Consider the following 14,015-nt stretch of genomic DNA (forward strand, 5'->3'; position numbering starts at 1 on the left):
TCCCTTCAGGTGGTCACAATAACCCGAACCGGTCCGTCGCGACGCAGAACATCGGCAACCACGTGGGTGCCAGACCGGCGCAGAGCCACATCGACGGATCCACCATCAAGGCGGAGATTGCGCAGCACGACCTCTCCCAGAAACTCCGGAAGGATCGGTTGCTCGAAGATCACCTGCCGCGCCTCGGCGTCGAAGCGCAGCCCGAGACAGGCCTGAAGCAGCAAAAGCGGCGCTCCCGCCGCCCAGGCCTGCGGCGTACAGGCCACCGGATAGAAGGTGGGGCCTTGCGTCTCGCGGCGCGGGAAGCCGCAGAACAACTCCGGCAACCGTCGCAGGTCGATATAGGTGGCCGCAGAGAAGATGCCCTCGAAAATCCGTGCGGCCTCTTCACGGAACCCGTAGCGCGCCAACCCCGCCCCGATCAGCGCATTGTCATGGGGCCAGACCGACCCGTTGTGATAGCTCATCGGATTGTACCGTGCCTGACCCGCGGCAATGGTCCGCACTCCCCATCCGCAGAAAGACGACGGCCCCATCAGGGCTCGAACGACCGTTTCGGCGCGCTCCTCCGGGACGATTCCCGTCCAGAGCAGATGGCCCGCGTTCGAACTGCGTACTCGGCAGGGCCGTTTGTCACCATCGAGGGCGAGCACATAGGTTCCAAGCTCATCGTCCCAGAACGCCGCGTCAAAACGGGACTTCAATTCCGAGGCCTTTTGCGCCTGTTCCTCCGCGATCCCGTCATGACCGAGTTCCCGTGCGATCTCGGACGCAGCCAGCCGGGCAGCATAGACGTAGCCCTGTACCTCGCATAGCGCGATCGGCCCCTTGGCCAGCGTCCCATCGGCGTGAAACACCGCATCATGACTGTCCTTCCACCCCTGGTTGGCGAGCCCCTTGTCGCTGCGCCTCCCGTATTCCACGAAACCGTCGCCGTCCCGATCGCCATAGGTCTCGATCCAGTCGAGCGCCGCACAGACATGCGGCCAGAGTGTTTCCAGCACCACCCGATTGCCGGTGCGTTCGAAATACGCCCCGGCGAGCATCACGAACAGCGGTGTCGAATCCACGCTGCCGTAATAGCGCCGGAACGGAACTTCGCCGGTTTCCGCCATTTCGCCATAACGCACTTCATGAAGGATCTTGCCTGGCTCGGCATCGGTATCCGGATCGAATTCCGTCGCCTGGTTGGCCGCAAGATGCAGTAAAACGCCCCGCGCGACCGCCGGGTCGAGCCAGAGCATTTCCCAGGCGGTGATCAGAGCATCGCGCCCGAACACGGTGCTGAACCAGGGCACGCCCGCATAGGGATAGGGCCCCTCCTCCGTATCGGTCATGAGCATGTAGAGGTCCGAGACCGAACGGCGCATGGTCTCGTTGAATATCTCGTTGGAGCTTTGCACCGTGGCTGCGCGGGAAGAAGAACGTCTGAGTGCGCGGCGCGCGTCCCGCAACGAGCGGAAAAACAGGCGCGACGGAGGATCCTCAGCCCCATTCACGTCGCAGCCGATCTCGATAAAGAGCGAACGCGTTTCGCCGGGGGCGAGGCTCAGACGATAGACGGCTTTCCCCGGCTCAAGCTGCGCAGGCGCAGGATCAAAACGCAGAGCGGTGCTACGTGGATTGTGGTCGAGCCCCCGGTACGACAAGAGCACGTGCGAGCCATCCACCTCCGGCAAGAGCGACGTTCCCCGGCGGGCCCGCACCCGGCCACGGACCTCAAAAATATCCGCAAAATCGGCCTCAAAGGCGATTTCCAAGGTAATCTCATGTGGGGCCTCGTCGAAATTGCGTACCGCCAGCCGCTCATAACACGTGCCCTGCCAGAGAAACCGCGTCCGGCGCATGTGGATGCGATCATGCGCAATCAGACAGCGACCGGTTTCGTCATAAAGATCGGGATTCGTCAGATCGCAGGTCAGCGTGGCGTTATCGTCGCGCAATGTGGACGAGAGCAGCATGGGCCGCTCTCCCCCGATGGTCAGATAGTAATGCGAGAGATACCTGGTGTCGCGATGGAACAGGCCCTCGGGGCTGCCTGGCCCCGAGAGCACATCGCCATTGTGATCGAACACGGCGAAGGTATCGCCGTGCTTCAGGGTTCGTGGCCGCCGCTCCTGCAAGGAGGCTGCCGCCGGGATGAAGAATTGCGCCGGCGGCGCGACCAGTTGCGACGCACGCAAGGCCGTCTGTTGCAGCGCCTCGGTCATCTTACTCTCCTTCGCACTCATTCCGCTGCATGCAGGACATGGGCCCCATGGCCGCCGAGCATATGCGGGAGCGGCATCGTAACAGCCTCGACGCCCGGCAGCCCGCGATAGATTTCGACATAGTCGCGCGCCATGCGATCTGCGGTGAAGCGTTCTTCGAACGTCTCGCGCACGATTCCTCTGCTGATACGGTCCAGCTTGCTGACGGCCGCGACAGCGTCCTCCAGCGAGTGCACGACATAGCCGGTCAGCCCTGGCTCCACGATCTCGGGCACTGAGCCATTCGCCCATGCGATTACAGGCGTGCCGCAGGCCATGGCCTCGATCATCACCAAGCCGAAAGGTTCGGGCCAGTCGACCGGGAAGAGCAGCGCCCGCGCGTTCCCGAGAAATTCGGCCTTTTGCTTCTCGTTGATCTCTCCGATGAACTCGACATTGTCGTGGGCGTCGACCATAGGCGCGATGATCTCTTCCCAATACTTGCGATCCGCATCGCCTATCTTGGCGGCGATTTTCAGTGGCATCCCCGCCCGCGCCGCAATTTCGATGGCGCGGTCCGGGCGTTTCTCCGGCGAAATCCGTCCGAGGAAAGCAAGATAGTCGCCGTTCGGGCGTTCGGTGAAGGGCAGCAGAGTCTTGGGAAGACCGTGATAAACTGTTCCTGCCCAGTTCACGAAGGGCAGCGGACGGCGCTGGTCGTCCGAGATCGAAACGAGCGGATAGTTCGGGAAGGTCGCATAGAAGGGACGAAGATCAGGCCCGTCGAGCCGGCCGTGCATGGTCGTCACCATGCGATCGGCGAATGCGCGCGCCATGGGATAGTGCAGGAAGTCGATGTGAAAATGCAGCACGTCGAATTCATCGGCCCGCAAGCGGACTTCCTCCAGCATGGCGACATGCCAAGGCAGCGAGTTCTTCACGTTCGGATCGAGCCGGAGCGCTTCCTTGCTGCACGGAACCAGGTGGGCCTTGGTCCGGCTGTCGCCGCTGGCGAACAGCGTGACTTCATGGCCCTGCCTGACCAGTTCTTCGGTGAGATAGGAGACGATCCTTTCTGTTCCCCCATAGAGACGCGGCGGGCAACTTTCTTCCAGCGGTGCGATCTGTGCGATCTTCATCGGCAAAACCTCCTCTTCTGAGCGAAGCCTCAACAATGGATGCGAGAAGGTCGTCTACGATCACCCCGCCTGGGCATGACCGCCGGATGTGGCATCTCGAATTCGGACAGTCGTGATACAAGATCACTGCCATCCGCCGGACCATGGTTCCGGAACGCGAGATGGCCTTGCCCGGCAAAACCTCCTGCGCAAAACAGCGATGTCAGATAGCAGGGAACCCCTGCGAAAAGTTCAGTTAGAAATCGACTTTGGAGTTTCAACCCCCTCCCGCGCGCAAAAAATATGGCGCGAAGCAGGCAGGTGCTGAGTGTGCGTTGGCCGCATTCACGCTGCGCGACGAACCACAACCGCTCCAATCAGCATGCTCAGCCCCAACGCAAGGAACAGAGGGTCGGCGATCTTGGCTTGCAACAGGCCGGAGGCAGTCGTGACAGAGATGAGCATCAAGCTGAATTCGCCGCCATGGGCCAGGATGGCGCCCGCGCGAAGCGCAGTCTCGAGCTGTTCTCCGAACATGCGGGTCAGGGCAACAACAAGCGCGAGTTTCACCACCATGAGCACAAAAAGCCATGCCAACACCATTGGCCATGTCGACCAAAGCGCACCTATATGGAGTTGAGCTCCGATACCGATGAAGAACACCCCGACGAACAGATCCCGGAACGGCCTGATTTCCCGTTCAACGAATTGGCGGGCGTCGCCCTCAGCGATCATCATGCCGGCAGCGAAGGCACCGAGCGCCGGCGAAAGACCCGCAACCTGCGCAATAATGGCCGCGAGCAAGGCAACGGTCAGGGCCAGAAGCTGTGCGAGTTCAGCCTCGCCCTGGGTTGCGACCCATCCGGCAAGCCGCTGAAGCATTGACCGGGCGATGAAGAGCGCCCCGACGAGCACGCCCATGCCCTCGACCATCTTCAGGACGTCGTGCCCGCTTTCCACGACTCCTGCCGCGGCGATGACATCGTGAAAGGCCAGAAAGCCGACGGCCGCCAGATCCTGAAACAGCAGAACAGCGATCGCGACCCGTCCCTGGGGCGTCCCGAGCGCATCGCCGCCCGCCAGGACCTTAAGGCAAAGCGCGGTCGACGACATCGCGACCGCGCCAGCGATCAGAACCGCCGCCGCCGGCGCGATCTCGGTAAAGACGAGCAGCCCTGCGGTGACCGACCCTCCGGTTACGAGCACCTGTGTCAGACCGAGTCCGAAGATCAGCCGCCGGAGCGACACGAGCTTGTCGAGGGAGAATTCCAGACCAAGCGCAAAGAGAAGCAGGATCACCCCGACCTCACCTATAAGCGTCAGTGTGGCACCCTCGGCGATGAGCCCCAGACCGGACGGCCCGATCACAATGCCGGACAGCAGGAAACCGACCAGTGCGGGGATGCCAAGCCATGCGCAGATCGCGACATGGCAAAAAGCCATCATGGCGAGCAACGCGGCGGCCTCCAACAGCCCCTGGTCGGCGTGCATCAACGTCGCCCGCTTCCATAGACAGTTGCCCCGATCCACGCCGGTGGGTCGGACGCGGGGAAGGATTCAGCACTCGCTTCACAGACCGGGTCTGCAGCCGTCGCGAGTTCCGCTGATAGATCACGAACGCTGGCCGCGTCGATGCCTCGGTGAAGCCGGTGCCGGGAACTCGGTCGGTGGCCGGTCTCGATGCGGTGGGCGCCAGGAGCATCGGCTCCCTTGCTGGTTGGCGCTGTCTCCCACCAGAAGCGGCGCGGTGGCACGGATCGACGTTTGTCCGGCTCGTGGCGCACGATATACTGCCAGTCGTTTCGTTCCGCGAAGGCGATGGCGCTGTCGAGATCAGGGAATGTCAGGCGGATCGGACGATAGGGATCTTTGGTTGCGGTCCAGCCCATAAGAGGCTCGATGACCGGCGCCCGGGCCGTCTCAAACTCGAGTATCCAATGCTGCCGCCTGATTGGAGCGGAGGTGTGAGACGAGCGAGCTGGCCTGTAGATCAACGCTGTCGGCACGTCTGGAGATGTCAGGTCAGTTCCGGGGATCTTCGGTCGAAACGGTGGGCGGTTGTGTCCTTTCAGCATGATTTACCTCTCTTCGGATTGCGGCACCGGCGGCGTCACCGCCGGTGCGCGGGCCATCATTCAGAGGCGGGCTCAGCCTCTTCGCTATCGGCTTTGCCCGGCACTTCGGGGGTCTCGGTTTCTCCTGCGCTCTCCAGCTTTTGGAACGTGATCTTCTGATCATCCGCGGTCCAGGCGACGCGCACCTTGTCGCCGTCCTCGATCCGACCGGAAAGCATCTCGCGGGCGAGCTCAGTCTCCAGTTCCGAACGGATTAGCCGTCGCAACTCGCGGGCGCCGAACTCTGGCCGGAAACCCACTGCTCCGAAATGCTCCGCAACGCTTCCGTCATAGTCGAGCTCGACCCCCTGGGTCAGCGCCGTGCGGGCGACACGGGCCAGCTGCAGCTCGACGATCTGCCGGATTTCCGACTGGTTCAGAGAATGGAAGACGATGATTTCGTCGATCCGGTTGATGAACTCGGGCCGGAAATGGGCACGCAACACGTCCATCAGTTCGGCCTTCTGCCCTGCCTCGTCGAACTCCTTGGTTCCGCGCTTGCGAAGGTTGCGCTGGATGATATCGGAGCCGAGGTTCGACGTGGCGATAATGATGGTGTTGGTGAAATCCACCACGCGGCCCTTGCCGTCGGTCAGGCGGCCATCGTCGAAGACCTGCAGCAGGATGTTATAGACATCTGCATGCGCCTTCTCGATCTCGTCGAGCAGCACGACAGAATAGGGCCGGCGCCGGACCCGTTCCGTCAGCTGGCCGCCTTCGTCGTAACCGACATAGCCCGGCGGGGCGCCAACCAGCCGCGCGACCGCGTGACGTTCGCCATATTCGGACATGTCGATGCGGATCATCGCATCCTGATCACCGAAGATCGTCTCCGCCAGAGTCTTGGCCAGCTCGGTCTTGCCGACGCCGGTCGGGCCGAGGAACAGGAAGGTCGCGGTCGGGCCGGAGCCCTCGCGCAGCCCGGCGCGCGCCAGTCGCACGGCATCGGCAACGGCATGGATGGCCTCTTCCTGGCCGATTACCCGCTCATGCAACTTGTCCTCGAGTTTCAGCAGCTTTTCGCGCTCTTCTGTCGTCAGTTCGCTCACCGGCACGCCGGTCAGTTTCGAGACGATCTGCGCCACGTGGTCGGCGCGCACTTCAGCCGTCGCAGAGGCCCGGTCGCGCTTCCAGGTTTCCATCAACTCGTCAAGCTCGACCTGTTTGGCTTCAAGCTCTTTCTTGAGTTCAGCAGCACGGTCGAACTGCTTCCTCCCCGCAGCGTAGTCCTGCTCGCGCCGGATCTGGGCGACCTCAGCCTCGAGCTCCTGGACATCGACGGGACGCGCGGTAGCGCTGATCTTCACGCGCGCGGCAGCCTGGTCGATCAGGTCGATGGCCTTATCGGGCATGAAGCGGCCGGTGACGTAGCGGTCGGAAAGCTCGGCCGCCGCGACGATGGCCTCGTCGGTGATCGTCACCTTGTGGTGGCTTTCCAGCGTGTCGCGCAGTCCGCGCAGGATCATGATCGTCTGCGCCACCGTCGGCTCATCGACATAGACCGGCTGGAAGCGGCGCTCCAGCGCGGCGTCCTTCTCGATGTATTTCTGGTACTCGTTCAGGGTGGTCGCGCCGATCAGGTTCAGCTCGCCGCGGGCCAGCGCCGGCTTGAACGTATTGGCGATGTCGAGCCCGCCTTCGCCGCCGCCCTGTCCGGCTCCGACGATGGTGTGGATCTCGTCGATGAACAGGATCATGTCGGCCTTGTTGGCCTCGATCTCCTTGAGGATCTTCTGGACCCGCTCCTCGAACTCACCGCGATATTTCGATCCGGCCACCATCGAATTGATGTTGAGTTCGACCAGCCGTTTGTCGCGCAGCGCCTCGGGCACCTCGCCCGCGACGATGCGCTGCGCCAGCCCCTCGATGATCGCGGTCTTGCCGACACCCGGTTCGCCGATCAGCACCGGGTTGTTCTTCTTGCGCCGCGCCAGAACCTCGATCGTCGTCTCGATTTCACGCGCCCGGCCGATCACCGGGTCGAGCCTGCCCTCGCGCGCCAGCTTGGTCAAATCGCGGCTGTATTCATCCAGATCAGGCGTGCTCGACGGGGTTTCGACGCGGCCTTCCTCGGCCCCCTGACCGACGACCTTTGTCACCTGCTGGCGTAGCGCCTGCGGCGTCAGGCCCAGCCGGTTCAAGATGCTCGACGCCACGCCCTCGCCCTCTTCGGCGAGACCGATCAGAAGGTGTTCGGGGCCGACATAGGAATGGCCCAGCTCGTTCGAGGCGATGAAGGCGCGGTTCAGCGCATCCTTCACCCGCGGGCTGACGCCGATCTCACGGTCCTCCCCCGTTGCGTCGCCCTTCTTCGCTTCGCTCTCGATCTGGCGGCGCAGATCGTCGGCGTCGATCTTGACCTGCCCCAGCACCGTGCGGACAACATCCGAGCCGGTAAGCGCCAGCAGAAGGTGTTCCGTATCAACCTCGGTCCGGCCGAATTCATGCGCCTTCTGGCCCGCCTCCTGCAAAAGCCGGTTGGCCTGTTCGCTCAGGCGGTCAGCGATATTGATGCCGCCGCGCCGCGCGGTGCGCCCCGCCTGTCGGATAGGGACGGGTTGCCCCTGATCTTCGCCAAGCCGATCGAAAAGGCCACCGGCATCGCCAAAGAATTCATCGAAGAGCGAGCGCCCTCCGAAAAGCGATTCCAGTGGCGATGCGCTACGCCCTTGCCGTCGGGCGATCCTGCGGTAGTCCTCGTCGCAAAGCTCCATCACCTTGCGTTCACCGTTGACAGAGACCTGCGCACGAAAGCTGGCAGGTCGGGATTTGCAGATATCACAGATGCCGTTTGCCATTTTTCACCTCCGTCATGCTCCCAGCCGGAACGTCCGGACTGGGTCTCTGTGTTCAGGCCGCCTCGACCTCCTGAGTGCGGACCTTTTCTGCGATGGCCCGAAGGTCGGGCTCGTCCAGCGTCTCGCGGTAGAGCAGATCGCGGGACGTTTCCTCCAGCAGCGCCCGGTTCGCGTCGAGAAGCGCGACCGTACGCGCGAAGATGTCGTCGATGATCGCCTTGACAGCGGTATCCATCCGCTCGGCCGTTGCCTCGCTGTGGCGGCGGTTGAGCCAGGCGGATTGATCCCCCGTGCCAAGGAAGCCGGGCCGCTCGGTGTCATAGCTGACATGGCCCAGATCGGGGTCCATGCCGTAGCGCGCGACCATGGCCCTGGCGATGTCGGTTGCCTTCACCAGGTCGTCGGCGGCACCGGTCGAAAGGTGATCGTATATGAGCTTCTCGGCCGCACGCCCGCCCAGAAGAACGGCGATCTTGTTCTCCAGTTCCTCGCGGGTCATCAGGAAGCGGTCCTCGGTCGGGCGCTGGATCGTATAGCCGAGCGCACCGATCCCGCGCGGGATGATCGAGACTTTGTGCACCGGATCGACCCCCGGCAGCGCCATCGCGACCAGCGCGTGCCCCATTTCGTGATGCGCCACGATTTCCCGCTCGCGCGCGTTCAGAACACGGTTGCGCTTCTCCAGCCCGGCGACGATACGCTCTACTGCGTTGTTGAAGTCTTCCATGGTCACCGCATCGGCCTTTCGGCGGGTTGCCAATAGCGCCGCCTCATTGACCAGATTTGCCAGGTCCGCTCCGGAAAAGCCCGGGGTCAGCCCGGCGACCTTCTCCGCATCCACGTCCGGTGCGAGCGTCACCTTCTTCATGTGTACCCCGAGGATCTGGATGCGGCCCTTCTTGTCGGGCTTGTCCACCAGCACCTGCCGGTCGAAGCGCCCGGCCCTGAGCAGCGCCGGGTCGAGGATTTCCGGCCGGTTGGTGGCCGCCAGCAGCACGATCCCCGACGACGGGTCGAACCCGTCCAGCTCAGTGAGAAGCTGGTTCAGCGTCTGTTCGCGCTCGTCATGCCCGCCGGCCATCTGACCGGAGGCGCGGGCGCGGCCGAGCGCGTCGAGCTCGTCGATGAAGATGATCGCCGGTGCGTTCTTGCGGGCCTGCTCGAACAGGTCGCGCACCCGGGCCGCACCGACGCCCACGAACATCTCGACGAATTCCGAGCCCGAGATCGAGAAGAAGGTCACGCCCGCCTCGCCCGCCACGGCCCGCGCCAGAAGCGTCTTGCCGGTACCCGGCGGGCCGACCAGCAGGATGCCTTTCGGGATCCGGGCGCCGAGCTTGCCGTAATCCTCAGGCGTCTTCAGGAAATCGACCACTTCCTCCAGCTCGGCCTTGGCCTCGTCGACCCCGGCCACATCGGCAAAGCTGACGCCCGTTTCCTTCTCCATGTAGACCTTGGCCTTGCTCTTGCCGACCTGCAGGAAACCGCCAAAACCCTGACGCTCGGCGAACTTGCGAAAGACGAACATCCAGAGACCGAAGAAGACCACTGCAGGCACCACCCAGGAGAGAAGCACCCCGATCCAGGTGTTTTGCGGAACGCCGGTGATCTCGACATCCGCGTCGTCCAGCCGTTCAAGAATTGCGGGATCGACGATCGTGGTGACGAAGCCAGAGCGGCCGTCGATGGGAGTCTCGAAGGTGCCGGTGATCGTATCGGACCCGACCGAAACCGAAGCGATGTCGCCGTCGGCGAGATACTGTTCGAATTGGCTGTAGCTGATCGGCGCGATGCTGCGGTAGCTGGCGATCAGATCCTGAATAAAGATCACCGCAAAAAATGCGACGATCCAGTACCAGATGTTAAATTCGGTTCTCTTTTCCATCCCCTTCTCTCCTCGGCGCCAACCCGTAGAGATGTTGCTGATTTGTCACATCCGGCCAGATTGGTATTGCTTGAGCCGAGTTCAAGAGGGATCCGACATGAAGATCGAAGCTGGCAACGATGCCCAAAATTCTTACATCCCGTGGCGTGCCACTTCCCGTTAGCCGCGAGTGAAATTTATTGCGATCATGACTGCGACGCCGCGCCACCAATTCCTGAACCTGCTCCAATCCATACTGCTTTTGGCGGGTATGGCGGTTATCGCCTGGTTCATCGTTTCGGCGATTGCGGGACAGGGCTTGGCGATTGCGATCGTCATCGGATCCTTGCTGGGATTGCTGCTGTCACCCGGCATCCCGAAACGCCTTTTGCTGAACGCCTACGGCGCACGCAGGCTCAGCGGGCGGGAATTTCCAGAGGGCATGGCGATACTGGCCGAACTCGCACGCCGCGCCGGGCTGCCGCGTGTACCGGAACTCTACTATGTACCGAGCCAGATGCCGAACGCCTTCGCTATGGGCTCTCCGGATGAAAGCGCCGTCTGCGTCAGTGATGGTCTTCTGCGATTGATGAACCAGCGCGAACTGGCCGGGGTCCTGGCGCATGAGGTCGCTCACATCGCCAACCGCGATCTCTGGATCATGGGTCTGGCCGACGCGATGTCGCGCGCAGTGTCGCTCGCGTCCTGGGTTGGGCAACTCATCCTGCTGCTGAACCTGCCGCTCATCCTGGCCGGCGCGGCTTATGTGCCCTGGCAGGTACCGCTTGTCCTGATCTTTTCACCCACGATCATGGCCCTTCTTCAGCTCGCGCTGTCGCGGGCCCGGGAATACGATGCCGACAGGGGTGGCGCCGAGCTGACCGGCGATCCCGATGGCCTCGCTTCGGCCCTCCTCAAGCTGGAACGTCGCGTCGGGCGCGTCTGGGAAGACATGTTCCTGCCCGGACGCCGCATCCCCGAACCCTCGCTCCTGCGCACGCACCCGCCCACCGCCGATCGAGTCCGGCGGCTGCGCGCACTTTCCGGACCCCGCCGACCGGTCCCACCGTCCGTTCCCCTGAACGCACCGCGGGCTGTGCGCGTTTCCACGCCGCGTTACGGGCCTGGGGGCGTCTATCGATGAGAACATTTTTTTGCGTCGAGGTCTTGAAGTTGCAAATAGGCAACACTTTATCCGCAGCGGAACGCCCAGTTGGGGTTTCACGGATACGCGACAGGTTCGGCTGATTCAGCGGACCGCCTGGCGTTCGCCCGAGGGGAGCGCATGGCAGACGCGAATGCTCTAGACCGCCGCCAAAATGGCGAACCTTGAAGCATGTCCGTTCTCCGCGGGCGTTCAGTGGCGTGGTGACAAATCCACGCCGTCAACTGAAACGACGGAGGCGAAACATGCTCTATCCCACCTACACACGTCGCAGCGATCCGTTTGCGCTGATGCGCTCGATGCTGCGCGATTTTGACGGGACCTCTCCTAGCCGCGTAACCCAGCCCGTTTTCCCCGCCGTAAACGTCTGGCAGGGCGACGAGGCGGTCGCGATCACTGCAGAACTCCCTGGCGTGGATCCGGCCGACATCGACATTTCCGTGAAGGAGAATGTCCTGACGCTCTCTGGCGAGCGCAAGGCGCCCGAAATTCCGGAAGGCGCCCGCTGGCACCGCAACGAACGCGGCTTTGGCAAGTTCGCTCGTTCGGTTCGGCTACCCTTCGTGGCCGCGGAGGACAAGGTCGAGGCGCGGATGACCAACGGTGTGCTCCGCATCGTGATCGGCCGCCCCGAAGAGGACAAGCCGCGGAGAATCGAGATCAAGGCTGCGTAAGAGGAGGACCAATATATGACCAACGATGTAACACATACTGCCGACAAGACCCCGGCCGAGACACCGGAAACCACCACCGGCCGTCGTATCTATAGGCCGCTGACCGACATCGTCGAAACGGCTGACGGGGTGACACTGACACTCGAGATGCCGGGCGTCGCCGCCGAAGACGTGGATATCACGCTCGAAAAGCGCGTGTTGACGATCAGAGGTAAGGTCCATGCCACGCAGCCCGAGAAGCTGCAACTGGCCTATGCCGAATACGGCGAGGGCGATTTCGAGCGAGCCTTTACCATGTCCGACGATTTCGACCCCGACAAGATCGGCGCGCAGGTCTCTAATGGTGTGCTGACCCTGACGCTGCCGCGCGCAGCGGAAGCCCAACCCAAAAAGATCACGGTAACGGCGTCGTAAGCCGGGCACGTCGCACCAAAAAAGAAGAAAGGAGAACTCACATGCAGATCAAGGACCTGATCCCCTGGGCGCGGAAGGATCATGCGCCCGACCCGAAAAGTGATGACCAGAACCCCATCGCCACCCTTCAACGCGACATGAACCGTGTGTTCGAAGGCTTCTGGAACCGCGTCGGCGATTTCGACTGGCCCTGGGGAGGCGGCGAGGCGAAATCCGACGTGGTCGAGACCGAAGATCACGTGGAGGTATCGATCGAACTGCCCGGGATGGAAATGAAGGACATCGAGGTCACCGTGACCGATGACATCCTGACCATCAAGGGCGAGAAGAAGATCGAGCGGCAGGAGGAGAAGAAGGGCTATTATCTCTCCGAACGCAGCTATGGCGCGATCTATCGCACGATCCCGCTACCGCCGGGAGTCGACGGTGAGAAGGCCGATGCCAGCTTCAAGAACGGCGTGCTGACGATCAAGCTGCCGCAGACCCCGGAGGCGCAGGCCAAGGTCAAGCGCATCGAGGTGAAAAACGCCTGATACCAATGTCGTGCCGACAGTACCGTGCTGTCGGCACGACGATCTACACTTCTCCTGTCTTGGACGCTTAAATCCAATCGGGAGAGAGCCATGCAGGTCGGGTTGGAACTTCAGGCGGTTGCCCGGGACAGGTCTTCCGCAAAAGTACTTCCGAGTAGTTCACATAGCTAAAATGGACGAACGATCTCGTCACAAGCACAGCACCAGAACCCTGCACGATTGAGTGCGAGACTCACCTATGGGGGCATCGAGCGGATGACACACGATGAAAAGGAGAGCACGTGACATTGAGTTTCGGCACCTGCGGTGCTTCGTTAATGCAGCCGATCATGGCAGTTTCCGAAAGGCTGGAAGCACGATGGGTGTCCAGCAGTCATCAATCAGTCGATGCATCTGCGATCTCGAGGATCGCCTCGGAACATCCTTGTTCCACCGTCATCGAAGCGGTGTGACCCTAAACCGCGCCGGGCAACAATTTCTACCTCGCGCACGTCAGATAATTCGCGGGCTTGATGAGAGCTTGCACGCGATGGCGGCACTTGGCAGATCGGAAAACGGCAGTATAAGAGTCGGCATTTATTCATCGATTGCCTCGGGCTTTCTGGCCGAATTGCTGTGCTCCTTCGGGGATCAGCACAATCATGTGCAGATCGAATTGATCGATGGAAACCCGGAAGAACACGTCGCTGCCATCCGTCGGCTCAAACTCGACGTCGCTTTCCTAACTGGAACCCGGACCTGGCAAGAATGTGACAGCGCATTAATGTGGTCAGAAGGTGTTTTCGTTGTCCTGCCTGAACGTCATGAGTTAGCCATCCGGACAGCAGTCGACTGGCGCGAGCTTAGCGGCGAGGCTTTCATGGTCAGCAAAACAGCGCCGGGCCAAGAGATCTATCACTATCTGGTGAGGAAGCTGGCAGACCTCAGTTGGCACCCTGACATACATGTGCAATCCGTAAGTCGAGATAACCTGCTGTCATTGGTTGCCATTGGGCGAGGTTTGACCGTGGTCAGCGAGGCGATGACGGTGACGAACCACCCGGGAGTGGTCTTTCGACCGATCAAGGGCGAGCGCCTTCCATTTTCTGCAATCTGGTCGCCGAATAACGACAACCCCGCGTTCAGGCGTCTTCTGAGCATGGCGAG

At 62.0% G+C, this 14,015-nt stretch carries 11 protein-coding genes; 5 read left to right on the forward strand and 6 right to left on the reverse strand.

Annotated elements, in window-relative coordinates; genetic code table 11:
- Window positions 1-5: 5 nt before the first annotated feature.
- From C8N44_RS13560 to ftsH, 6 genes are all read right to left on the reverse strand, one after another.
- Window positions 6-2,210, reverse strand: coding sequence for an amylo-alpha-1,6-glucosidase (locus C8N44_RS13560; protein ID WP_043869995.1), 2,205 nt, complete (start codon window positions 2,208-2,210; stop codon window positions 6-8).
- A 17-nt stretch (window positions 2,211-2,227) separates the two neighbouring features.
- A complete protein-coding gene (locus tag C8N44_RS13565) occupies window positions 2,228-3,328 on the reverse strand; it encodes a glycosyltransferase family 4 protein (protein WP_043869996.1) in 1,101 nt (366 codons plus the stop codon).
- A gap of 324 nt (window positions 3,329-3,652) precedes the next feature.
- The gene (locus tag C8N44_RS13570; RefSeq protein ID WP_043869997.1) at window positions 3,653-4,798 is read right to left on the reverse strand and encodes a cation:proton antiporter; all 1,146 of its coding nucleotides are present in this window, start codon (window positions 4,796-4,798) and stop codon (window positions 3,653-3,655) included.
- Entirely contained in the window at window positions 4,798-5,382 is a 585-nt protein-coding gene (locus tag C8N44_RS13575; protein WP_074743001.1) for an NADH dehydrogenase ubiquinone Fe-S protein 4, read from the reverse strand. Before C8N44_RS13575 ends, C8N44_RS13570 begins: the two co-directional genes overlap by 1 nt.
- A 56-nt stretch (window positions 5,383-5,438) precedes the next feature.
- The gene (locus C8N44_RS13580) at window positions 5,439-8,219 is read right to left on the reverse strand and encodes an ATP-dependent Clp protease ATP-binding subunit (protein WP_052453271.1); all 2,781 of its coding nucleotides are present in this window, start codon (window positions 8,217-8,219) and stop codon (window positions 5,439-5,441) included.
- A 52-nt stretch (window positions 8,220-8,271) separates the two neighbouring features.
- Window positions 8,272-10,104, reverse strand: a complete 1,833-nt coding sequence (gene ftsH, locus C8N44_RS13585) for an ATP-dependent zinc metalloprotease FtsH (RefSeq protein WP_043869998.1) — start codon at window positions 10,102-10,104, stop codon at window positions 8,272-8,274.
- A 187-nt stretch (window positions 10,105-10,291) separates the two neighbouring features.
- Between ftsH and C8N44_RS13590 the strand changes: the two genes are divergently transcribed.
- From C8N44_RS13590 to C8N44_RS13610, 5 genes are all read left to right on the forward strand, one after another.
- Complete coding sequence (locus C8N44_RS13590) at window positions 10,292-11,227, forward strand: zinc metalloprotease HtpX (protein ID WP_043869999.1); 936 nt, start codon at window positions 10,292-10,294, stop codon at window positions 11,225-11,227.
- Between the two features lie 266 nt (window positions 11,228-11,493).
- Entirely contained in the window at window positions 11,494-11,922 is a 429-nt protein-coding gene (locus tag C8N44_RS13595; protein WP_043870000.1) for an Hsp20/alpha crystallin family protein, read from the forward strand.
- Window positions 11,923-11,937: 15 nt separating this feature from the next.
- Complete coding sequence (locus tag C8N44_RS13600) at window positions 11,938-12,336, forward strand: Hsp20/alpha crystallin family protein (protein WP_043870001.1); 399 nt, start codon at window positions 11,938-11,940, stop codon at window positions 12,334-12,336.
- A 41-nt stretch (window positions 12,337-12,377) separates the two neighbouring features.
- The gene (locus C8N44_RS13605; RefSeq protein WP_043870002.1) at window positions 12,378-12,869 is read left to right on the forward strand and encodes an Hsp20/alpha crystallin family protein; all 492 of its coding nucleotides are present in this window, start codon (window positions 12,378-12,380) and stop codon (window positions 12,867-12,869) included.
- Window positions 12,870-13,134: 265 nt separating this feature from the next.
- The coding region (locus tag C8N44_RS13610; protein ID WP_107977322.1) for a LysR family transcriptional regulator at window positions 13,135-14,015 on the forward strand (881 nt) is incomplete at its 3' end.

The organism is Allosediminivita pacifica, from assembly GCF_003054175.1.
Lineage (GTDB): Bacteria > Pseudomonadota > Alphaproteobacteria > Rhodobacterales > Rhodobacteraceae > Allosediminivita > Allosediminivita pacifica.

Coding starts and splice junctions, on each gene's coding strand:
- C8N44_RS13600 (WP_043870001.1), top strand. CDS start 11,938: ATGACCAACGATGTAACACATACTGCCGACAAGACCCCGGCCGAGACA.
- C8N44_RS13560 (WP_043869995.1), bottom strand. CDS start 2,210: ATGACCGAGGCGCTGCAACAGACGGCCTTGCGTGCGTCGCAACTGGTC.
- C8N44_RS13570 (WP_043869997.1), bottom strand. CDS start 4,798: ATGCACGCCGACCAGGGGCTGTTGGAGGCCGCCGCGTTGCTCGCCATG.
- ftsH (WP_043869998.1), bottom strand. CDS start 10,104: ATGGAAAAGAGAACCGAATTTAACATCTGGTACTGGATCGTCGCATTT.
- C8N44_RS13590 (WP_043869999.1), top strand. CDS start 10,292: ATGACTGCGACGCCGCGCCACCAATTCCTGAACCTGCTCCAATCCATA.
- C8N44_RS13575 (WP_074743001.1), bottom strand. CDS start 5,382: ATGCTGAAAGGACACAACCGCCCACCGTTTCGACCGAAGATCCCCGGA.
- C8N44_RS13605 (WP_043870002.1), top strand. CDS start 12,378: ATGCAGATCAAGGACCTGATCCCCTGGGCGCGGAAGGATCATGCGCCC.
- C8N44_RS13565 (WP_043869996.1), bottom strand. CDS start 3,328: ATGAAGATCGCACAGATCGCACCGCTGGAAGAAAGTTGCCCGCCGCGT.
- C8N44_RS13595 (WP_043870000.1), top strand. CDS start 11,494: ATGCTCTATCCCACCTACACACGTCGCAGCGATCCGTTTGCGCTGATG.
- C8N44_RS13580 (WP_052453271.1), bottom strand. CDS start 8,219: ATGGCAAACGGCATCTGTGATATCTGCAAATCCCGACCTGCCAGCTTT.